Here is a 21271-nt window from a genome sequence, read left to right as displayed (position 1 = left end):
GTTGGTTGTTTTCGTTTGTACATTGTGCCCGAAAGCGAATACAAGTGCCAGCCACCGGCATGGCTGGTGGACGTCTGGGGCGACGGAGATTGGGTTAAAGACATGGATAAACTGAGGCATTGGCCGAGCCGCCTTGCGTTTCTTACGGCTGTGGCAGCATTGCCTGGCTTGTCCGGGTGCAATAGCAAAAGCTTCGCGCTCGATGACGGCATTCCAAACACGCCGCCGCCTGCTGTTATCGTCCAGTCCAGGACGGCCCCGCCGCCCGGCCCATTGACCCGCCGCGATACCGGCACTTACCCGACTTTCGCGCCGACCTTGACGGCAGCCAACGAGCAGATCGAGGACGCGGATTACCAGAAGAGCGAGCCGCGCATGGCAGCTCTTGCAAGGGCCCGCAAGTCCGGCACAATTTCCGAGGCAGAATATAAGCGCCGAGTAGCCGAATATCGCAAGCTCGCCGCTCAGCACGGCAATGATGCTTTGGCCGATATTGCAGCCGAAGGCGCCAAGTAGCGCTTGCCTTTCGAAAGATTTGGCCGCAAAGCGCAAATCGCTTAAGGTAGGCGGCGAAGCGGGATCGGGTGAGCCTGCTGCGTCCTTTCACTCGGGAAAAAGCCATGGAAGAGTTTCATAAAGTCCGGCGTCTGCCGCCCTATGTTTTCGAACAGGTCAACCGTTTGAAAGCGAGCGCGCGAGCTGGCGGCGCCGACATTATCGATCTCGGCATGGGCAATCCTGACCTTCCGACCCCGCAGGGCATTGTCGACAAGCTGTGCGAAGTGGTCCAGGACCCGCGTACCCATCGCTATTCGTCGTCCAAAGGCATTCCGGGTTTGCGGCGCGCTCAGGCCGCCTATTATGCCCGCCGCTTTGGTGTGAAGCTGAACCACGACACGCAGGTGGTCGCAACCCTCGGCTCCAAGGAAGGTTTCGCCAATATGGCGCAAGCCATCACCGCGCCGGGCGACGTCATTCTGTGCCCGAACCCGACCTATCCCATCCATGCCTTCGGCTTCCTGATGGCGGGGGGGGTGATCCGCTCCATGTCCGTGGAGCCGGATGACAGCTTCTTCGCGCCTCTGGAACGGGCCGTGAAGCATTCGATCCCGAAGCCGCTGGCCCTCATCGTCAACTATCCGTCGAACCCGACGGCGCATGTCGCCAGCCTCGATTTCTACCGCGACGTCGTCGCCTTCGCGAAGAAGCACGACCTCATCGTGCTATCCGACCTTGCCTATTCGGAAATCTACTTCGACGAAAACGCGCCGCCGCCATCGGTCCTGCAGGTGCCGGGCGCTATGGATGTGGCGGTGGAATTCACCTCCATGTCGAAGACCTTTTCCATGCCCGGCTGGCGCATGGGCTTTGCCGTCGGCAATGAGCGCCTGATTTCGGCGCTGACGCGGGTGAAGTCCTATCTCGATTACGGCGCCTTCACGCCGATCCAGGTGGCAGCCACCCATGCGCTGAATGGCGACGGCTCCGACATTGCAGAGGTTCGCTCTGTCTACCGTCGCCGCCGCGACGTCATGGTCGAGAGCTTCGGCAAGGCCGGCTTCGATGTGCCGCCGCCGCCTGCCACAATGTTTGCCTGGGCAAAGATCCCGGAAAAGTTCCGTCATCTCGGCTCGCTGGAATTCTCCAAGCTGCTCGTTGAGAAGGCCGACGTTGCGGTGGCTCCAGGCATAGGCTTCGGGGAAAACGGCGATGATTACGTCCGCCTTGCGCTGGTGGAGAACGAGCACCGCATCCGCCAGGCCGCGCGCAATATCAAGCGTTTCCTCTCGACGGTCGATGAGACGATGCACAACGTGATTACGCTCAACACGCGCCGCTGATTTACCTCCCTCTGCGGTGGTCCGTCCGGGCCGCTGCCTTCGAATCCCAGGAAGACATTTATGACAGACGCCCTCAAAGTTGGCATTGCGGGTCTAGGCACTGTGGGTGCCTCGCTGGTCCGGATCATCCACAGCCGCGCAAACGAACTTGCGATCACCTGCGGCCGGCCAATCGAGATCACAGCTGTTACGGCACGCGACAAGAGCCGTGACCGTGGTATAGATCTGTCCCGCGCAGCCTGGTTCGACACCGCGGAGGCACTCGCTGCCGAGGCTGACATCGACGTCTTCGTCGAGTTGATGGGTGGCGCGGAAGGTTCCGCTGCGCGTTCGGTAGAAGCTGCCCTGCAGCGCGGTCTCCATGTGGTAACCGCCAACAAGGCGCTGCTTGCGGCCTCTGGCGTCAAGTTGGCGCGGATCGCAGAGGAAAAGAGTGTCCTCCTCAATTTCGAGGCAGCCGTTGCAGGCGGCATTCCGGTGATCAAGGCGCTGCGCGAATCGCTGACCGGCAATACCGTGTCCCGCGTCTACGGGATCATGAACGGCACCTGCAACTACATCCTGACGCGGATGGAGAAGGAGGGGCTGTCCTTTGCCGATTGCCTGGCGGAGGCGCAGCGATTGGGTTATGCGGAAGCCGATCCGTCCTTCGACATCGAAGGCAATGACACGGCCCACAAACTGTCCATCCTCACGACGCTTGCCTTCGGAACGGAGATTGCGCCGGACGAGATCTATCTCGAAGGCATCAGCAATATCACCATCGAGGACATCCATGCGGCTGCCGATCTCGGCTACCGGATCAAGCTTCTCGGCGTTGCCCAACGCACCGAAACCGGCATTGAGCAGCGCGTTCATCCGACCATGGTGCCGCGCGATTCTGTGATTGCGCAGGTCGATGGCGTCACGAACGCAGTCGCGGTCGAATCCGATATTCTTGGCGAGTTGTTGATGGTTGGCCCTGGCGCCGGTGGCGATGCGACCGCTTCTGCCGTGCTGGGTGACATTGCCGATATCGCCAAGAGCAGCCCCGGTGCGCAGCGGGTGCCGGTTCTGGGAACGCCGGCCGCATCGCTTGCGCCCTACAGGCGGGCACAGATGCGGAGCCATGAGGGCGGATATTTCATCCGCCTGACGGTCGCCGACCGGACGGGCGTCTTCGCCAGCATTGCCGCCTGCATGGCCGCAAACAACATCTCGCTCGAATCGATCGTGCAGCGGGCCAAGCCCGACGGCAGCGACACGGCCAAGACGATCATCCTCGTCACCCATGCGACCATGGAAGACTCGGTCCGCAAGGCTGTCGATGCCATCAAGGCGGAGAGCTATCTTGCTGGCGAGCCGCAGGTGATCCGTATCGAACGCCCGAAAGCCTTCTGAGGCGGGCCTTCGGCGTGTCGCCGGCAGTTTTCTGGCTGGAGGGTAAGCTTTCGGCTGGCGGGGGCGACCGGTTCGCTGTATCCTCGATAAACATAGTCACCAGCCGCGAGGAGGCGCTTGAGTGATTTCTTTGGAGGATACCCCCAGGGGAAGTCATAGTCATACGATTGCCAGTCGGAGACATGGCAAAGCCGTGCACCTGCGGCTTGTATACTCGCGCGATTGGGACAGACCCTTAGCTCCGCCCGACGAGAGCCGTAACTGGACGCCTATATTGATCTTTGTCGCCGCCGCAGCCGGTATTGTGGCCATGCCGCTTGTGTTGGCGCTTTTGCACTAGCGTTTTCGTGGCGTTTCAAACGGTGGCTGAGCCTGTTTCTGTTTCGGTCTGTATGCGCTAAAAGCGGCGGATGAACACGAGAGAAACTCTGGTTGGTCCGCTATCGACCACACCCGTCGATCCGGTGCCGCGTGCTTTTCTGAACGTCGAGCAGTCGGCGAGCGGACAGCGCTGGGTATCGCGCCTCGATCAGGCGGCGCAGAACCGGGCGTTGGCAATCACCCAGATCCACGGCATTCCAGAGTTGGTGGCGCGTGTGCTGGCCGGCCGCGGCGTGACCTTGGACGATGCGCCCGCCTTCCTCGATCCCACCCTCCGCTCGCTGATGCCCGACCCTTTCACGCTGACAGATTGCGAAAAGGCAGTGGGCCGGCTGGCGACTGCCATTGATCGCGGCGAGCGTGTGGCGATCTTCGGCGACTACGACGTCGATGGAGCCTCTTCGTCGGCCCTGCTTTACCGGTTCCTTCGTCACTTCGGCGTGGAAGCCGAGATCTATATTCCGGACCGTATCTTCGAGGGCTATGGGCCAAATCCGGCCGCGATTCGCCAATTGATCGGCCGCGGCGCGCGGCTGATCGTCACCGTCGATTGCGGATCGACCAGCCATGACGCACTGGCGGCAGCTCGCGACGAGGGAATAGACGTGGTGGTGATAGACCACCACCAGCTTGGTCACGAACTGCCGCCATGCCTGGCGCTGGTCAATCCCAACCGGGAGGACGATCTGTCGGGGCAGGGGCATCTCTGCGCCGCAGGCGTCGTCTTCCTGGTTCTGGTGGCGGCGGCGCGTCTTATGCGGGAGCGCGGCGACGCAAAGGCAAGGTCGCTCGATCTTCTGGCCTGGCTCGATATCGTGGCCCTTGCGACAGTCTGCGACGTGGTGCCGCTTAAGGGTCTCAACCGGGCGTATGTCGTCAAGGGCCTGCTGGCAGCGCGTCACATGGGTAATGCCGGGCTGGCGGCGCTGTTTCGCAAGGCGGGTCTCGGCGGTCCTGTCTCTCCCTATCATTTCGGCTTCCTGATCGGCCCGAGAATCAATGCAGGTGGCCGCATCGGGGATGCCGCGCTCGGCAGCCGTCTTCTGACGATAGACGACACTATCGAAGCTGAAGAGATCGCCGGACGCTTGGACGACCTTAACCGCGAGCGTCAAGCCATGGAGGCTGCCATGCTGGCGGAAGCAGAGGCTGAAGTGCTGGCCGAATATGGAAACGGCGAGGGCGTTTCCGTGCTTCTGACGGCGCGCGACAACTGGCATCCGGGCATTGTGGGCCTGATCGCGGCGCGGCTGAAGGAAAAGTTCAAGCGACCGGCCTTTGCCATCGCCTTCGATCCGTCTGGCAAAGGCGCCGGTTCGGGCCGCTCCATCAACGGCTTCGACATGGGCCGCATGGTGCGAGCCGCAGTGGATGCCGGGCTGCTGGTGAAGGGCGGGGGCCACGCCATGGCGGCGGGGCTGACCGTCGAGCGATCCAATCTCGGAAAACTGCGCGCATTTTTCGAGGAGGAGGCAGGCCGCAACGTGCCGGCGCTAGTCGCGAACCACGTCCTGAAGATCGACGGAGCCTTGTCTGCCTCGGGTGCAACCACGGAATTGTTCGACCAGTTGGAACAGGCGGGACCCTACGGTTCCGGCCACGCCCAACCCGTTTTCGCCATTCCCTCGCACAGGCTCAAGGACGCGCGCCAGGTAGGAGCAGCGCATGTGAAGATCACCCTTGAATCCCTGGATGGAACCCGTCTGGACGGGATAGCTTTCCGCGCCATTGATACCCCGCTCGGCAATTTCCTGCTGAATTCCCGTGGCATGCAGATCCATGCGGCCGGCTGCCTGAGCGCCGATCAGTGGCAGGGCAATAGGCGAATCCAGCTTCGGCTTCTGGATGCGGTTCGTGCGCCGTAGCAACTGAATGGTCAGGGAAAAAGGAGAGGAAGTGGCACGCCCTAGGGGAGTCGAACCCCTCTTCCCAGAATGAAAATCTGGTGTCCTAACCGATAGACGAAGGGCGCGTGCGCTCCGTGGCGCCCTTATATGGGCGGCAATCCTATCTCGCAAGCGCAAAATGCGGTTTTTCGGCAGGTAGAAATGCAAAAAATCACCTGCACGAGAAATCGCGTGCAAGTGCCGATACATAAAGAGAAATTTGAGCTTTGGAATAAGTGAAGTGGCACGCCCTAGGGGAGTCGAACCCCTCTTCCCAGAATGAAAATCTGGTGTCCTAACCGATAGACGAAGGGCGCCTGCGCTTCGTGGTGGCGTCCTTATAGAGAGCGGATTTCTTTATCGCAAGCGGGAAGTCTATCTTTTTTACAAAAAAATGACGCCGGTTTTCATTGGTCGCAGAATTATGAAATACCCATCGAATCAGCAGTTTAGCGGAAGTCCGGCGCTGTCGGTCGGGCAAGCGGTAGAAGCCGGCGGTTGGTGCGATGTATAGACGCTGCCCGTTGTTGCGCTGATACCCGGACCGGATGGCACAGCCCCCGTGTTTGGTGCTGCCGTTGAGGGTGCGGCACCAGCGGAAAAGATGCTGAAACTGCCTGCGCGGACACCGGTGGGCTGTGTGGTCAGTCCGGCGATGGATCCTGACGCTTGCACCGGCGTCGGCGGAAAAGCGCTGGCCGCAGTGGGCGACGGTTGCTCGGTGGGTGAACCCGGCAGCCCCGCCTTAGCTTGCTGCTGCGAAGACGCTTTGGCAATCACAGGATCGACATAGTGAGTGGAGGCTGTGGTTCCTCCCTTGGCCTGCAGCGGCTGTTCACCCTCCGCCTGCACAGGGTCTTTCGAGGCGTCAGCCGACTTCTTGTTGGTCATGCAGCCGCAGAGCGCGATGGCAATGAAGAAGGCGACGGTCACGTGGCGGCAAGTCGTGCGTATGTGGAAGATGGACGCAGGCACATCATGTCCCTTGGCTCGGATCGCGGGCTTCCGCGAATCGTGGCCTACAGCATCTCCCGGAAGCCGTTGAACGGCAAGGGTAGGGGCGGCGGGCAATGCCGCCGCTCACCGGATATTACCAGCTGCCGATATTCTGCATGGAAGACCAGGGTTCGGAGACCGGCAGGTTCTCGCCCTTTTGAAGGAGCTCGATCGAAATGCCGTCGGGTGAGCGGACGAAGGCCATACGGCCTTCGCGAGGGGGCCTGTTGATCGTGATGCCTTTGTCCTGCAGCTGCTGGCAATACTCGTAGATATTATCGACCTCATAAGCGAGATGGCCGAAATTGCGCCCGCCCGTATAGTCTTCCGTATCCCAATTGTAGGTGAGCTCCACGCAAGGGGCGAGATGCTCCTTGGCGGCGCCAAAATCGTCACTGGCGGCAAGAAAAACCAGGGTGTAGCGTCCCTGCTCATTCTCGAAGCGGCGGATCTCTTGGAGCCCCAAGACGGTTGTATAGAAGTGAAGGGAGGCGTCGAGGTCTTTGACGCGAACCATGGTGTGGAGATAGCGCATCTGAAGTGCTCCATGAAAATTGGTGCTGGCCGGAAATCCTGCCGGAAGGCTCGGCGGATATGGAGCAGCCGCCAGCCTGGAGCAAGCCACTCCGAATAGAAAATGCCGGTAATAGCAGGGACTAACACTTGCGCTGGACGGTTACCGCAATGTTAATCTATCCTCTAAGAATCAGTTAACGTCATGTCGTAACGCGTAGATCGAGGGGCCGATAGGATATGGCAGACAGGATGTCATCGAAGGGCATTGCCAGTTTCGAGGAGCTCCCCGGCGAGCCGGTTGATCTGATCGAGATCACTGGTGTGGTAAAGTGGTTTGATGTGGCCAAGGGTTTCGGCTTTATCATTCCGGACAATGGCATGCAGGATGTTCTTCTGCATGTGACCTGTTTACGGCGCGACGGCTATCAGACCATCCTCGAAGGAACGCGCATCGTAGCGATGATCCAGAAGCGGGACCGGGGTTACCAGGCTTTCCGTATTCTTTCCATGGATCAGTCGACCGCGATTCATCCCTCCCAGATGCCGCCGGTTCGCACCCATGTGCAGGTAACGCCCACCAGCGGCCTGGAACGTGCCCTGGTCAAATGGTTCAACCGCACCAAGGGTTTCGGCTTCCTTACGCGAGGTGAGGGCACCGAGGATATCTTCGTCCACATGGAAACGCTTCGTCGATTCGGCCTGGCGGAACTGCGTCCCGGGCAGGTGGTTTTGGTCCGCTTCGGGCCTGGCGACAAAGGGCTCATGGCGGCGGAAATCCATCCCGACAATCCCAGCCCCGGAAACCGGTCGCATTGATGCGCAACTCCTTCTCCATCCTAATCAAAGGCGCCTTCGCGGCGCTTTTTATGTGTCTGGCGGGCGCCGTCTGGGCGCAGCAGGCGACGTTTTCCCGTCAGGACCTCGAGATCAAATCCGGCGACAAAACCCACAAGTTTACTGTTGAGCTCGCGCTCGATGACGAACAGCGCATGCAGGGCCTGATGTTCCGCAAGGAGATGGCGCCGGATGCAGGCATGCTGTTCGACTTTGGTGACACGCGGCGAGTGCAGATGTGGATGGAAAATACCATTCTGCCGCTCGACATGGTGTTCATCGAAAAGGATGGGACCATCTCATCCGTTCATGCCGACGCGGTTCCCTACTCACGGGATATCATCGATTCCAAAACACCGGTGCACTTCGTGCTGGAGCTGAATGCAGGCCGCGCCAAGGCGCTGGGTATCAAGCCCGGCGACAAGGTCGTCAGCAAGCAGATCGGCAATGCGTCCTGAGCCGCTTGTTCGGCTTATCATTTTTCTGGTTGAACGAGTGGGTTTTACTGTTGCGGGTCGGCGACGAACCGTGTATCTCGCAACTCACGTAGGAACGGAGTGTAGCGCAGTCTGGTAGCGCATCTGGTTTGGGACCAGAGGGTCGGGAGTTCGAATCTCTCCACTCCGACCAACGCTTCCTGCGGCGGCTCATTTTTCAGGCTGATGAGGTGCGTTAAGGCTATGGTTGCAAAGATCTACCGTCCGGCAAAATCTGCAATGCAATCCGGCAAGGCCAAGACTCATCTTTGGGTGCTGGAGTTTGACCAGGAGCAGCCACGCAGGATCGATCCAATCCTCGGCTACACGTCTTCGGCTGATATGAAGCAGCAGGTGCGTCTCAACTTCGAAACGCAGGAGCAGGCGGAAGCCTATGCCAAGCGCGAAGGCATAGAATACCGCGTCGTTCCCCCGAAGGAAGCTGCCCGCCAGGTTGTGTCTTACCCCGATAATTTCCGCTTCAACCGTTTGCAGCCCTGGACGCATTGAGAGCGGTCAGCCCGCTTCTTCGCACGGTCAAGGCCCCTTAGCTCAGCTGGATAGAGCACCTGCCTTCTAAGCAGGTTGTCGCAGGTTCGATTCCTGCAGGGGTCGCCATTTTTTCGTGTGTCCATTCCGCAGATCATCTGTGTGCATCGCGTTGCGATCCTGAAACCTATTGGGCGTTAGATATCGACGTTGCAAAAATATAGCCGCTTCTGGAGGCACAGAAGCGGCTTGTTCATGAGGTTGCTAGAACCTTGGCCGCCAAAAGCAGCCTTGAAATTGTTCTTGCTAGACCTTGGCGGTTTCGCCAGCCTCCTTTAACGCCAGAAATTTTGTGGTGACGCTGACAAGGTTCTCCTCAAGCCACTTTGCCATGCCCAGTTCCTCTTCGAGATTGGCTTTCAGAGGCGTTGCGAGCGCAGGCAGGCCCGAATATTCGGCCACGGCGATGAGCGACCGGTAGGCGGCAATCTCGAAGTTTTCGAACGCGAAATTGGCGAAGGAGTTTTTGAGGATCTCGTCGCCCGCGACGGTGTGACCCAAGGCGGCCATCGTGCCGGAAAAGGAAAGCGCCAAGTCCTTAAGCGCAGAGCGGTCTTCGGCCAGGCTATCGAGAACTTCATCGAGTCGTTTAATCTGCCCTTCCGTCTCGCGGATATGCTCATTGAGCTTGGCGGCAACTTCCGGGTAGTTCTCAATTCGGCTCAGTTGCGGCTTCATGATCGAAAGCGCCTGGTTTTCCATCGCATGGGCGTTCTTCAGTCCGATGACAAAAATACTTCTTGCTTGATTATCAGCCATGATGCTCTCCGGTTTGAGACATCTCTAACAATGCTGATCTCGGAGGGTTCCAGGCATCGGAGCATCTTCCGTAAGCATGCTCTCCCTTAACGATCGAAGAAGTTATCGAATACCAGGGTCGCTGGGTAAGCCGAAACGCCGCGGTCAACGTAACCTTGCCGGTAGAGGCACGAGCGCAAGGCGGCGTTGTAGTGCAGGCTGTTGGTATGAGGCGTACCTCGTGGCGGCGTCATCGCTTCAGGAACGCATCTCGAAAGAGCATTGTCGTAGGCGGAAAGCAGGACAGGATCTCGATCCAGGCTCGACCCACCATAAGTTCGGTAGTTTGAAGGCGCCTCGGCAGCCGATATGCAGGCTAAGCTCAAGGCCGCCCCGATCATAAGCTTCAGCTTCATCTCGTTCTCCATTTGGGTCCAAACGCGGGAGGAACGGGAGCATCACGTTTTTGTTCCCGCTGCCACAAGGCTTGTATCGCACTGCATAGCAAGGCGATCGGGACATAACCGATTCCGAACACCTACTTATGCCGCATTTCCCATTCCTTCCCGCCGCATTTCCAAAGTATCCGGTGCTTGTTCCGCCAGGTGCGGTACGGGCGATGGGTCCTGAAACCATAAGTTCATAGTCGCTCGAGTTTGCGCGAGCTCAGCAAGATTTCACTCACGGAGATCGATATGAAAAGCAGATCTTGTGCGTCCTTGAGCCTCGCAATTGCTACGGCGACGGCGGTGGGGGCCGGGCCGGTTTTGGCGCTCGACAAGCCGTTGATCTGGCAGCCATCGAAATCCTCCGATACCAGCTACTCCGTCAAGCTCGGCTTGAAGTTGCCGATGGAGCTGGAGCCTGAGGCAGGCTTTGACTTAGGGCTGGACACGTCGAAGAGCGGCGCCGCGTTGAGGACGCCGGTCAGGTTCTGGTCTAGCTTCAAGGCGCAGGCGATCCAGCGTCCCGCTTATGAGATGAACCGGGAGGTCGGCTTCCAGGTGGACGGCAATGCGCGTAGCGCTGCCATCACCATGAATGCTTATGAGAAGCATATTGCCACGCCGTCGATCGACGTCGAGAGGGAAGGCGCCTATGCGGTCCGCTACGACGCGGCGGCACAGCAGTGGGCGGGGGTCGATGTCAGCCAGTCCATCAAAGTCTCCAAGACCGCGACCGGCACCGCCTTCGTGGTGAGGGCGTCCGCCACCGGCAATTTCAAGGTCGCGGGCGCGGGCATTGGCCTGGAACAGAAGCTTGGCGGGCACATGACGGTCAGTGGCTCGCTGGACAGAAGCTCCGATGTGTCGGGCGCGATCGCGAGCATCAATGCAAGCTACAGCTTCAAGTGGTAGACAGGAAAAAGGGACGCCGATAGCGTCCCTTTTGTCATGTTGCGGTGTCGATTAGTGCAGGATCTGGCTGAGGAACAGCTTGGTCCGCTCGTGCTGGGGATGATCGAAGAATTCCGCCGGTGAATTCTGCTCGACGATCTGGCCCTGGTCCATGAAGATGACCCGGTGAGCAACCTGCCGCGCAAAGCCCATTTCATGAGTGACGCAGAGCATGGTCATGCCTTCTTCGGCAAGGCTCACCATGGTGTCGAGCACCTCTTTCACCATTTCCGGGTCGAGCGCCGAGGTCGGTTCATCGAACAGCATGATCTTCGGCTTCATGCAGAGCGAACGCGCAATGGCGACGCGCTGCTGCTGTCCGCCGGATAGCTGGCCCGGATATTTGTGAGCCTGTTCCGGTATCTTGACGCGCGCCAGATAGTGCATCGCCACGTCTTCGGCTTCCTTCTTCGGCATCTTGCGAACCCAGATCGGCGCGAGCGTGCAATTTTCCAGGATTGTCAGGTGTGGAAAAAGATTGAAGTGCTGGAACACCATGCCGACTTCACGCCGAACCTCGTCGATCTTCTTCAGATCGTTGGTAAGCTCGATATCATCGACCAGGATCGAGCCGGACTGGTGTTCTTCCAGCCTGTTGATGCAGCGGATCATGGTGGATTTGCCGGATCCGGAGGGCCCGGCAATGACGATGCGCTCGCCGCGCATGACCTTGAGGTTGATGTCGCGTAGTACGTGAAAGTCGCCATACCACTTGTTCATGCCGATGATTTCAACCGCAACGTCAGTGGCGGAGACAGTCACTTTTTTGGGTTGGGCTTCAGCCATGTTTTTCCCCTTTGTTATCGCTTGTGGCCGTTACCGCTGGTGAGCGGTGTCGAGATGGCGCTCCATGAAAGCCGAGTAGCGCGACATCCCGAAGCAGAACAGCCAAAAGATGAAGCCTGCGAACACGTAACCCGTGACGGGCGTCACCGGCGTCGACCAGTTGGCATCCGACTGGTTAAGGGTCACGATGCCGAGAAGGTCGAACATTCCGATGATCGAGACGAGCGAAGTGTCCTTGAACAGGCCGATGAATGTGTTGACGATGCCCGGTATGACCAGCTTGATCGCCTGCGGCAGGATGATCAGGCGCATCTTCTGCCAGTAGCTCAGGCCGAGCGAGTCGGCGCCTTCGAACTGACCCTTCGGTATGACCTGAAGACCGCCGCGGATGACTTCCGCCATATAGGCTGACGAGAAGATCGAGACCCCGATCAGCGCGCGCAGCAATTTGTCGAATGTCCAGCCATCGGGCAGGAACAGCGGCAGCATGACGCTTGCCATGAAGAGAACCGTGATCAGCGGGATGCCGCGGATCACCTCGATGAAGATGACGCAGAGCATCTTGATCACCGGTAGCTCGGACCTGCGTCCGAGGGCCAGGACAATGCCGAAGGGCAGGGAGACGGTGATCCCGAAGAAGGAGAGGATCAGCGTTACCATCAGGCCGCCCCAGAGTGGGGTTTCCACATAGGGAAGACCGAAAGAGCCGCCGATCAGCAGGAAGAAGGCGACGATCGGCAGGATGATGAAAAGCGCCAAGGCATTCCAGCCTTTGTACGGCACCTTGGGAAGCAGCATCGGGATCAGCAGGATCACGAAAAGCGCCATGACCAGCAGCGGCCGCCAGCGTTCATCGAACGGATAACGGCCGAAGATGAATTGCTGGAACTTGGCGCCGATAAAGGCCCAGCAGGCCCCGGATTGACCGTCCGGAAGCACGCCGCCCTGGGCAATGGTCGCGCAGGCAGCGCGGTTTTCGCCTGTCCAGCTGGCATGGATGAAAAGCCATTCGATCATGCCAGGCACGATGTAGACGATCAGTGCGATCGCCAGCAGGGTCAGGACGATGTCTTTCGGCGTCGCAAACAGCTTGGTGCGAAGCCAGTAGGTGGCACCGGTCGCGCCGGGCGGTGCTGGTTGCGCCGCAACCATTTCGCGGCGCACGAAAACAGGACTAGCGTTTGCCATGGTCATCTCTCCACCAGCGCCATCTTGGTATTGAACCAGTTCATGAAGATCGCGGTGCTGACCGAGATCGAGAGATAGATCACCAGCCAGAGTGCGACGATCTCGACGGCCTGACCAGTCTGGTTGAGCATTGTGCCGCCGATTGCGACGACGTCCGAGAACCCGACAGCGACCGCGAGCGACGAGTTCTTCGTCAGGTTGAGATACTGGCTGGTCAGCGGCGGAATGATGATGCGCAACGCCTGGGGAAGCACGATCAGGCGTGTCACGGCGTTGGAACGCAGGCCGAGCGCATTGGCTGCTTCCGTCTGTCCCTTCGGAACGGATCTGATGCCGGCGCGGACGATCTCGGCGATGAAGGCGGCCGTGTAGAAGGACAAGGCCAGATAGAGTGACATGAATTCCGGTCCGAGAACGGAACCGCCCGTCAGGTTGAATTTGCCGGCAATCGGAAAGTCGAAGGTGATCGGCGAACCGAGTGCAAGGAAGGTGACGAGGGGCAAGCCGACGATCAGAGCAATGCCGGTCCACACCGTGTGGAACGGCTGGCCCGTCCGCATCTGCCGTTTCTTCGCCCAGCGTGCGATGACCACGGTGCATACGATGCCGATCAGCAGCGCGACCAGCATCATCCAGGTGCCGGCGCCCAAAATGGGTGTGGGAACGAACAGGCCGCGATTGTTGAGATAGCTGCCGAGCGGCAGGTGCAGGGAGTCGCGGGCCTGCGGAAGAATGGTCAGCACGCCCTTGTACCAGAAGAAGATGACCAGCAACGGCGGAATGTTGCGGAACACTTCCACATAGACCTGCGCCAGCTTGGCGATCAGCCAGTTCTTCGAGAGGCGGGCGATCCCGACGATGAAGCCGACGATCGAGGCCGTGATGATGCCGATGATTGCGACCTGGAGCGTGTTCAGGATGCCGACGACCAGAGCCCGGCCATAGGTGGAATCACTGCTGTAGGCGATCAGCGATTGGCCGATGTCGAACCCGGCGCGGCCCTTCAGGAACGCGAAGCCGGAAGCAATATTGGCTCTCTGGAGATTGTGAATGGTGTTTTGCGCGATCGTCCAGACGAATAGGACGAGAAGCGCCACCGTCAGGACTTGATAGAAAATCCCGCGGGCCTTCGGATCATAGATGAGCGACGAAGCTTTTTTGGTATGTGGCGTATCGGAATTGAGCGCCATGCCTGCCATTAGCACTTTCCCCTTTTATGTCCTTGCTGGACACTTTTCCCATTCGGGATTTTTATGATCTGGAGGCGGATCTGGCCCGCCTCCAGGCTATTGATCGAAAAGTTTTATCTTAGCGGATTGGCGGAGCGTACTGCAGGCCACCCTTGTTCCACAGCGCGTTGAGGCCGCGCTCGATCTTCAGCGGAGAGCCTGCACCGACGTTGCGGTCGAACACTTCGCCGTAATTGCCGACGAGCTTGATGATGTTGTAAGCCCAGTCGTTGGTAACGCCGAGGTCGGTGCCGATCTTGGAGCCTTCTTCCGCGCCGAGCAGACGCTTGATGTCCGGGCCGCCGCTTGCCTTCTTCTCATCGACGTTCTTCGACGTGAGGTCGTATTCTTCCGCATTCACCATTGCGTAGTGAACCCAGCTTACGACGTCGAACCACTTGTCGTCGCCCTGGCGCACAGCAGGTCCAAGCGGCTCCTTGGAGATGACTTCCGGAAGCACGACGTTCTCATCCGGGGTCTTCATCTTCAGGCGGATTGCATAGAGGCCCGACTGGTCGGTCGTGTAGACGTCGCAACGGCCGGAATCGTAAGCCGTCGTGGCGTCGGCTTCTTTTTCGAACACGACCGGGTTGTACTGCAGGTTGTTGGACTTGAAGTAGTCGGCGAGATTGAGCTCGGTCGTTGTGCCGGTCTGGACGCAGACAGCGGCGCCGGAGAGTTCCAGGGCCGACTTCACGTTCAGGCTCTTCTTCACGATGAAGCCCTGGCCGTCGTAGTAGTTGACGGTGCGGAAGTTGAAGCCCAGCGATGTGTCGCGGCTGATGGTCCAGGTGGTGTTGCGCGTCAACACATCCACTTCACCGGATTGCAGGGCCGGAAAGCGGTCCTTGCTCGAAAGAGGGACGAACTTTGCCTTCTTGGCATCGCCGAACACCGCGGCCGCAATGCCTCGGCAGTAATCGACGTCGAGGCCTGTCCACTCGCCCTTGTCGTCAGGGTTCGAGAAGCCCGGAATACCAGCGCTGACGCCGCAGGTGACGAAACCCTTTGCCTTGACGTCGTCGAGCGTCGCCGCGGATGCGGCAGAAGCGAAGCCAAGAACCGCTGCGCCAATCGCGGCGGACAGAAGCGTCTTTTTCATTTTCCCAACCTTTTTCTATGTTTATCTATGATCCGACGACGCGGGCCGTTGCCCTGTTTCCTCTGAACGCGGCCGGCCGCCCGCTGGCCTCCCAGTGCGGGTGTTCTTATGTCATTCACAAACACTGGCAGGGTCAAGTCTCGCTCGCCTAAATTGCGGTCAAAATGAGGTAAATTCGCCTGGGCTGCCTGTTGAGTATGCAGTCGCCTGATTTTTGTGCCGTTTTTGCTTAATTTTACGCCCGTTGCTGCGGGGCTTTGGCCGTTCTGCCGGTAAGATCGGGGTTGACCGTTCATCTGCCAACCGGCAGAACTTGGCTGGTTTCTGCAGTGAAAGTGAATCCCCCGAAGATGAGTGACAACCGACCTCAAAGCGCCGATGCCGGCGTCAACACGCGCCTTGCACACATGGGCAATAATCCGCGGGACTATCACGGCTTCGTCAACCCTCCGATAGTCCGCGCCTCGACGGTCCTTTTTCCTGATGTCGCCACCATGGAGAAGCGTGGTCAGAAATACACCTACGGGACCCGTGGGACACCGACCACGGACGCTCTTTGTGACGCCTTCAACGAGTTGGAGGGCGCGGCGGGTACTATCCTCGTCCCGTCCGGCCTTGCGGCTATTTCGATACCGTTTCTCGCTTATCTGTCCGCTGGCGACCACGCTCTCATCGTCGATTCCGTCTACACGCCTTGCCGGGATTTCTGCAACACCATGCTGAAGAGGCTGGGCGTGGAAATCGAATACTACGACCCGGAAATCGGTGCGGGCATAGAGGCGCTCATCAAGCCGAACACAAGGCTGATCCATACGGAAGCGCCAGGCTCGAACACGTTCGAAATGCAGGATATCCGCGTGATCAGCGATGTTGCCCACCGGCATGATTGCGTGGTCACCATGGACAATACCTGGGCAACCCCGCTTTATTTCCGTCCTCTCGATTTCGGCGTCGATGTCTCCATCCACGCAACGACCAAATACCCGTCAGGCCATTCGGACATCGTCATGGGTTCGGTCTCGGCCAATGCCAAGCACTGGCGCAGGCTGGAAGATACCCGGGTTGCCATGGGCATCTGCGGTTCGCCGGACGATTCCTACCAGATCCTGCGCGGCTTGAGGACCATGGGCATCCGTCTAGAGCATCACCAGAAAAGCGCGCTGGACATCGCTCAGTGGCTGGAAGGTCGAGACGATGTGGCGCGGGTGCTCCATCCGGCTCTTTCAAGCTTTCCCGGTCATGAAATCTGGAAGCGCGACTTTAAGGGATCGAGCGGTGTGTTTTCTTTCGTCCTGAACGCAGATGCTGAAAATGCCAGGGCCAGGACCCATGCCTTCCTCGATACCCTGAAATATTTCGGCCTCGGCTATTCCTGGGGTGGTTTCGAGAGCCTCGCGGTTGCAGTCAACCTGTCGGACCGCACCATCCGCAAGGCGCCGAGCGATGGCGTGGTCATCCGCTTGCAGATCGGGCTGGAAGATGTCGCCGATCTCAAGAGCGATCTTGAGGCAGGGTTTGCGGCGGCAGCGCTGGTCTGATCAGCTCCCCTTGTAGCCATAGAGCCAGTCGAGATCGGCTGCGAGCGCCTCAGGCGGACGCAGCGACAGCACGAGGTCGCGGCCGAGTCGAACCGGACCTCGGGCGTGGTAGGCAAAGCGGTTGAAGGCCCCGCGCGACCTTACCTTTGCCACACGCTCCTGGCGGTTCGTCTCATAGGCTATAAGCGCCTGCGAAAGGTTTTTTCCTTCGGAAACGCAGCGGGCGAGGGTAAAGGCATCCTCGATTGCCATGGATGCCCCTTGCGCGGCGAAGGGCGTGATTGCATGGGCCGCGTCGCCCACCAGCACCGTGTCACGACCGTTTTGCCAACGGCCGGTTCCCACTTCGAAGAGCGGCCAGAACGTCGGCTGATCGGCTCGCTGCAACAGGTCCACGATGCGCCGGTCCCAGCGGCGAAACTCGCCGTAAAGCCTGCTTTTCTGGCTTTCATTGGCTTCCGCATGCCAGGTCCGACCGGGGCTGACGCCCGAAGCGATGGCGACCATGTTGAAGCCGCCGATCTCCCGCAAGGGATAGGCGACGAGATGTGTGGATGGGCCGAGAAAAGCAGTGACCTGATCCGGCTTGAGCCAAGACGGCACGATCCTGTCTGGGATGGTGAAACGCCAGCAGACATGGCCTGAAAAGCTTGGGCGCGGGCTGCCGTCGATCGCGGTGCGAATATTCGACCACACGCCATCGGCGCCCACCACCAGCGGGTAGGCTTGGCCTGTCAGTCTGGAAAGCGCGGCATGCGGCTCTTCGCGGACCGGCGTATCCAGGTGGAGGGTGCAGAGGGGATTGGCTTCCACCGCGTCCCGCAGCACGCGTTGCAAGGTTGCCCGGTGCAGCACTCCATAAGGCGCTCCCCATCGTTTTCGCGCAGACGGACCTGCAGGGACATATGCAAGGGAGCGTAGCGACGTCCCGGACACCAAGGCGATCCGCTCAGGCTCAGTCCAGACCGCCTCGAACTGACTGAGAAGACCAAGCTCCGCCAGCAGCCGCGACGCATTGGGCGAGACCTGCAGCCCGGCACCGACTTCGGTAAGCTCAGGCGCCTGTTCGAACACATCGGAGGCAATGCCTTGTCTGGCAAAGGCAAGCGCCGTCACAAGGCCGGCAATACCGGCCCCGACGATCGCAACTTTTTCCACGGGCATAGGGGTGGCCGATCAGGCGGCCTTGACGTGATAGGTGCAGCCCGGCGGGTCGGTCTGATCTGCGGCAAGCGCCGGATTGTAGCGGTAGAGCGTCGAGCAGTAGGAGCACACCTTCTCCACGTCGTCGCCCATGTCGATGAAGATGTGCGGGTGATCGAAGGGAGCCGACGCACCCGTGCACATGAACTCCTTCACGCCGATCTGGATCGTCGGATAGCCGCCGTCGTTCTGGAAGTGGGGAATGCTGTGCCCGGCCATGATGGTCTCCAATAGTCTTGATTTGCGCGCGACATTATCGTCCTGCGCACGGATTGTGTAGTAGCAAAGCGTCGCGGTTCCGATTTCTCCGCACCGAGGGTTCAACCGGGACAGGGGATCGCCTATGGTCACCGCAAAGACAGGACGTCATCATGAACCTCAATACGCCATCCTTTTCCACCTTCACCCATGACGGCCTGAAGCTCGCATATTTCGACGAGGGCGATCCCGCTGGTGTACCGGTTCTGCTGATCCACGGTTTTGCCTCGAGCGCAGTTGTCAACTGGGTGCATCCCGGCTGGCTGAAGACGCTTGGCGATGCCGGTTACAGGGTCATCGCCATGGACAATCGCGGTCATGGGGCAAGTGACAAGCCGACTGATCCGGAAGCCTATCGTCCCTGGGTGATGGCCGAGGATTCGGTATCGCTTCTCGACCATCTGCGCATCCCGGAAGCGCATTTCTTCGGCTATTCCATGGGCGCGCGCATCTCCGTTTTTGCGGCCCTTGGGCATCCGGACCGCGTCCGCTCGCTGGTACTGGGCGGGCTCGGCATCGGCATGACCGATGGTGTCGGTGACTGGGATCCGATCGCGGATGCGCTTCTCGCGCCGGCGCTGGATGACGTCACGCATGACCGAGGCCGCATGTTCCGCGCCTTTGCGGACCAGACGAAGAGCGACAGAAACGCGCTTGCCGCCTGCATCAAGGGCTCTCGCGATCTGGTCGCACGCAACGATATGGGAAGGATCGAAGCGCCGACATTGATCGGCGTTGGCACCAAGGATGACATTGCGGGTTCCGCGCAGGAACTCGCCGATCTTATGCCGAATGCCCAAGCGCTCGATATCCCCGGCCGCGACCACATGCTGGCCGTCGGGGATCGCGTGTTCAAGAAGGCCGTGCTCGATTTTTACGCGGAGCTGTGAAGCGGGCTCCCGTTTTCCTAATCTTTACGATCAACGGAATGCGATTTTAGCAACGTTGGTTTTGTCGTAATCTTATTCTATATATCTTCGCAAGAAGAGGTTGCGTTAGCGCAAGTAAGGAGACGGCGATGGCCGCACGTACCGATATTCGCCAGCAGGAAGTTGTTGCGACCGTAGACCCCATCTGGGACACGCTGCGTCACGAGGCAGAAGCCGCGGCCGAACATGATCCTCTGCTGGCGACCTTCCTGTATTCGACGGTCCTCAACCATCATTCGCTGGAAGAATCGGTCATCCATCGCATCTGCGAACGGTTGGATCATCCTGATCTGCAGGCTGTTCTTCTCCGCCAGACCTTCATGGAAATGCTGGCGGATTGGCCGGAATGGGGTGCCATGCTGCGCGTCGACATCCAGGCTTTTTACGACCGCGATCCGGCCTGCCTGCGCTTCCTGGAGCCGGTGCTCTACTTCAAGGGCTTTCACGCCATCCAGACTCACCGTCTTGCCCATTGGCTTTGGAAACGCGGCCGGCGCGACTTCGCGCTCTACCTGCAAAGCCGCTCTTCCGGCGTCTTCCAGACTGATATCAACCCGGCGGCCCGGATCGGCAAGGGCATATTCCTCGATCATGCGACCGGTCTCGTCGTCGGGCAGACGGCTGTCATCGGCGACAATGTCTCTATCCTTCATGGCGTAACGCTGGGCGGCACGGGCAAGGAGGGTGCGGACCGCCATCCCAAGATAGGCAATGGCGTGCTGATTGGTGCTGGTGCAAAGATCCTGGGCAATATCGAGATAGGATACTGCTCGCGAGTGGCTGCGGGTTCGGTGGTGCTGAAGCCGGTGCCGCCCAAGACCACCGTGGCCGGGGTCCCCGCCAAGGTCGTCGGAACCGCTGGCTGCTCCGAACCGGCTAGGCTCATGGATCAGCTTCTCGGCGCCGAGGACTGAAGCCCGGTTGCCAAGCAGCAGCGTGTGGCATGGCGGCTTTACTTTCGCCTTTGTCCCATGCCAAAAGCGCGGCAATGCGAACCGCTGACGGAGAGAATTTGTGAAACCGGACGAAATCAAGAAGATCGACGCCTATTTCAAGCGCCTTCTGAACCCGCAGATCATCGTCAAGGCCCGCCCCCGCAAAGATGATTCCGCTGAAGTCTATCTCGGCGAGGAATTCCTCGGCGTCGTTTACGTCGATGACGAGGACGGTGAGCGATCCTACAATTTTTCCATGGCGATCCTCGAAGTCGATCTGTGATCGCGCTCGATCGTTAGCCAATAAAAAAGCGGGCTTCGGTCCGCTTTTTTATTGGGCGCTGCAACTGTTGTCGACTGCGACTGTTGCGGTCGCATGGCTGCGCCAACTCGGTTGCCGATGGGTTGTCCTGATTCTTGACATTCGCAGTCCGGATACCTTTCTATGAAGAGATCCGAACGAACCCGGTGCTTGAGGAAGATCGGGAGTGAGACCATGCGCGACGTAAGACCGGCGCCAGTCTCGGCGCGCACTATGAGTGTCTTGCGGGTTCGGGATGTCAGTCGGTTCAGCAAATGGCGCCTCCGACAAAGGCTGTTTTGTAAGGCGTTCCGGGCATGTTTGGCGTAATAGTGATTGCGCCGGTACGCAGGGGTCTTAAAATTGCCTTCCGATGAACTAAGTTAATAGACTGAAGTTCGGTGGAGAGTGTTCGCATGAGCCGCCGCCGGACGACTGGGGAATGAACAAAGATGATCGCACGGCCGATCTTGATGCAACGTGAAAAAGGCGGCGACGGAGACAATACCAACCGCGGCACCTCCGTTATCACGCGTACGAAACCGAAAACAAAGAAGCCCAACCTCTACCGCGTTCTCCTTTTGAATGACGATTATACGCCGATGGAGTTCGTCATCCACATTTTGGAGCGTTTTTTCCAGAAGGATCGGGAGGCAGCAACGCGTATCATGCTCCACGTCCACAATCACGGCGTGGGTGAATGCGGAATATTCACATATGAAGTAGCGGAAACAAAAGTGTCCCAGGTCATGGACTTCGCCCGGCAACACCAGCATCCGCTGCAATGTGTTATGGAAAAGAAGTGAGG

General features: G+C 59.2%; 23 protein-coding genes and 4 tRNA genes. 15 read left to right on the top strand and 12 right to left on the bottom strand.

All coding sequences use genetic code 11. The annotated features are described in order from the left end of the window. The first annotated feature begins 102 nt into the window (after window positions 1-102). From EPK99_RS18280 to recJ, 4 genes are all read left to right on the top strand, one after another. Window positions 103-516 (top strand): hypothetical protein, encoded by a 414-nt coding sequence (locus EPK99_RS18280; protein WP_128444526.1) that lies wholly within the window; start codon window positions 103-105, stop codon window positions 514-516. A gap of 104 nt (window positions 517-620) precedes the next feature. Next, window positions 621-1841 carry an LL-diaminopimelate aminotransferase gene (locus tag EPK99_RS18275; protein WP_128444525.1) on the top strand — a complete coding sequence of 407 codons (1221 nt, stop codon included), beginning with the start codon at window positions 621-623 and terminating at the stop codon, window positions 1839-1841. Between the two features lie 60 nt (window positions 1842-1901). Then, window positions 1902-3221 (top strand): homoserine dehydrogenase, encoded by a 1320-nt coding sequence (locus tag EPK99_RS18270; protein ID WP_128444524.1) that lies wholly within the window; start codon window positions 1902-1904, stop codon window positions 3219-3221. Between the two features lie 410 nt (window positions 3222-3631). Continuing rightward, window positions 3632-5467, top strand: coding sequence for a single-stranded-DNA-specific exonuclease RecJ (gene recJ / locus EPK99_RS18265; RefSeq protein WP_128444523.1), 1836 nt, complete (start codon window positions 3632-3634; stop codon window positions 5465-5467). 32 nt (window positions 5468-5499) lie between these two features. Here recJ and EPK99_RS18260 read toward each other — a convergent pair. The 4 genes from EPK99_RS18260 to gloA form a co-directional block, all read right to left on the bottom strand. Beyond that, window positions 5500-5574 (bottom strand) — tRNA-Glu (locus tag EPK99_RS18260). A 156-nt stretch (window positions 5575-5730) separates the two neighbouring features. Further along, window positions 5731-5805: transfer RNA gene (locus EPK99_RS18255), tRNA-Glu, on the bottom strand. A 124-nt stretch (window positions 5806-5929) separates the two neighbouring features. After that, window positions 5930-6463 (bottom strand): hypothetical protein, encoded by a 534-nt coding sequence (locus tag EPK99_RS18250; protein WP_128444522.1) that lies wholly within the window; start codon window positions 6461-6463, stop codon window positions 5930-5932. 115 nt (window positions 6464-6578) lie between these two features. Next, window positions 6579-7019 (bottom strand): lactoylglutathione lyase, encoded by a 441-nt coding sequence (gene gloA, locus EPK99_RS18245; RefSeq protein ID WP_128444521.1) that lies wholly within the window; start codon window positions 7017-7019, stop codon window positions 6579-6581. Between the two features lie 218 nt (window positions 7020-7237). On the opposite strand from gloA, the gene EPK99_RS18240 reads away from it, so the two are divergent. The 5 genes from EPK99_RS18240 (at window position 7238) to EPK99_RS18220 (ending at window position 8928) form a co-directional block, all read left to right on the top strand. Then, window positions 7238-7816 carry a cold-shock protein gene (locus tag EPK99_RS18240; RefSeq protein WP_128444520.1) on the top strand — a complete coding sequence of 193 codons (579 nt, stop codon included), beginning with the start codon at window positions 7238-7240 and terminating at the stop codon, window positions 7814-7816. Next, window positions 7816-8292 (top strand): DUF192 domain-containing protein, encoded by a 477-nt coding sequence (locus EPK99_RS18235; protein WP_128444519.1) that lies wholly within the window; start codon window positions 7816-7818, stop codon window positions 8290-8292. Before EPK99_RS18240 ends, EPK99_RS18235 begins: the two co-directional genes overlap by 1 nt. Window positions 8293-8387: 95 nt before the next feature. Then, window positions 8388-8464, top strand: a tRNA-Pro gene (locus EPK99_RS18230). A gap of 50 nt (window positions 8465-8514) precedes the next feature. Beyond that, complete coding sequence (locus EPK99_RS18225; protein ID WP_128444518.1) at window positions 8515-8820, top strand: ETC complex I subunit; 306 nt, start codon at window positions 8515-8517, stop codon at window positions 8818-8820. 31 nt (window positions 8821-8851) lie between these two features. Next, window positions 8852-8928 (top strand) — tRNA-Arg (locus tag EPK99_RS18220). A gap of 177 nt (window positions 8929-9105) precedes the next feature. Here the strand turns inward: EPK99_RS18220 and EPK99_RS18215 are convergent. Then, window positions 9106-9618: a ferritin-like domain-containing protein gene (locus tag EPK99_RS18215; protein WP_128444517.1), complete on the bottom strand. Its 513-nt coding sequence runs from the start codon at window positions 9616-9618 to the stop codon at window positions 9106-9108. An 86-nt stretch (window positions 9619-9704) separates the two neighbouring features. After that, window positions 9705-10013, bottom strand: a complete 309-nt coding sequence (locus EPK99_RS18210; RefSeq protein WP_128444516.1) for a hypothetical protein — start codon at window positions 10011-10013, stop codon at window positions 9705-9707. Window positions 10014-10292: 279 nt separating this feature from the next. Between EPK99_RS18210 and EPK99_RS18205 the strand changes: the two genes are divergently transcribed. Beyond that, window positions 10293-10955 carry a hypothetical protein gene (locus EPK99_RS18205; RefSeq protein ID WP_128444515.1) on the top strand — a complete coding sequence of 221 codons (663 nt, stop codon included), beginning with the start codon at window positions 10293-10295 and terminating at the stop codon, window positions 10953-10955. A 51-nt stretch (window positions 10956-11006) separates the two neighbouring features. Here EPK99_RS18205 and EPK99_RS18200 read toward each other — a convergent pair whose 3' ends face one another. The 4 genes from EPK99_RS18200 to EPK99_RS18185 form a co-directional block, all read right to left on the bottom strand. Next, window positions 11007-11780, bottom strand: coding sequence for an amino acid ABC transporter ATP-binding protein (locus EPK99_RS18200; protein WP_128444514.1), 774 nt, complete (start codon window positions 11778-11780; stop codon window positions 11007-11009). A gap of 30 nt (window positions 11781-11810) precedes the next feature. Continuing rightward, entirely contained in the window at window positions 11811-12968 is a 1158-nt protein-coding gene (locus EPK99_RS18195) for an amino acid ABC transporter permease (RefSeq protein ID WP_164901814.1), read from the bottom strand. A gap of 2 nt (window positions 12969-12970) precedes the next feature. Next, window positions 12971-14167, bottom strand: coding sequence for an amino acid ABC transporter permease (locus tag EPK99_RS18190; protein ID WP_128444512.1), 1197 nt, complete (start codon window positions 14165-14167; stop codon window positions 12971-12973). Between the two features lie 109 nt (window positions 14168-14276). Next, window positions 14277-15299, bottom strand: a complete 1023-nt coding sequence (locus tag EPK99_RS18185) for an amino acid ABC transporter substrate-binding protein (protein ID WP_128444511.1) — start codon at window positions 15297-15299, stop codon at window positions 14277-14279. 350 nt (window positions 15300-15649) lie between these two features. On the opposite strand from EPK99_RS18185, the gene EPK99_RS18180 reads away from it, so the two are divergent. Then, a complete protein-coding gene (locus tag EPK99_RS18180; protein WP_128444510.1) occupies window positions 15650-16837 on the top strand; it encodes a cystathionine beta-lyase in 1188 nt (395 codons plus the stop codon). Here the strand turns inward: EPK99_RS18180 and EPK99_RS18175 are convergent, their stop codons facing one another. Together EPK99_RS18175 and EPK99_RS18170 are read right to left on the bottom strand one after the other, a co-directional pair. Beyond that, window positions 16838-18001 (bottom strand): FAD-dependent monooxygenase, encoded by a 1164-nt coding sequence (locus tag EPK99_RS18175; protein WP_128444509.1) that lies wholly within the window; start codon window positions 17999-18001, stop codon window positions 16838-16840. It abuts the gene before it with no gap. Between the two features lie 12 nt (window positions 18002-18013). After that, window positions 18014-18259, bottom strand: coding sequence for a zinc-finger domain-containing protein (locus EPK99_RS18170; RefSeq protein WP_128444508.1), 246 nt, complete (start codon window positions 18257-18259; stop codon window positions 18014-18016). 152 nt (window positions 18260-18411) lie between these two features. Between EPK99_RS18170 and EPK99_RS18165 the strand changes: the two genes are divergently transcribed. The 4 genes from EPK99_RS18165 (at window position 18412) to clpS (ending at window position 21269) form a co-directional block, all read left to right on the top strand. Next, entirely contained in the window at window positions 18412-19188 is a 777-nt protein-coding gene (locus tag EPK99_RS18165; RefSeq protein WP_128444507.1) for an alpha/beta fold hydrolase, read from the top strand. A gap of 128 nt (window positions 19189-19316) precedes the next feature. Next, complete coding sequence (gene cysE, locus EPK99_RS18160; RefSeq protein ID WP_128444506.1) at window positions 19317-20141, top strand: serine O-acetyltransferase; 825 nt, start codon at window positions 19317-19319, stop codon at window positions 20139-20141. Between the two features lie 100 nt (window positions 20142-20241). Beyond that, window positions 20242-20445: a DUF3126 family protein gene (locus tag EPK99_RS18155; RefSeq protein WP_128444505.1), complete on the top strand. Its 204-nt coding sequence runs from the start codon at window positions 20242-20244 to the stop codon at window positions 20443-20445. Window positions 20446-20915: 470 nt separating this feature from the next. Then, on the top strand, window positions 20916-21269 hold the full coding sequence (gene clpS / locus EPK99_RS18150) for an ATP-dependent Clp protease adapter ClpS (protein ID WP_128444504.1): 354 nt from the start codon (window positions 20916-20918) through the stop codon (window positions 21267-21269). The last annotated feature ends 2 nt before the right edge of the window (window positions 21270-21271 follow it).

It is taken from the genome of Neorhizobium lilium, assembly GCF_004053875.1.
GTDB lineage: Bacteria > Pseudomonadota > Alphaproteobacteria > Rhizobiales > Rhizobiaceae > Neorhizobium > Neorhizobium lilii.
The sequence above is the reverse complement of the archived record's forward strand: the minus strand, read 5'-3'. Positions and strand labels throughout refer to the sequence as shown.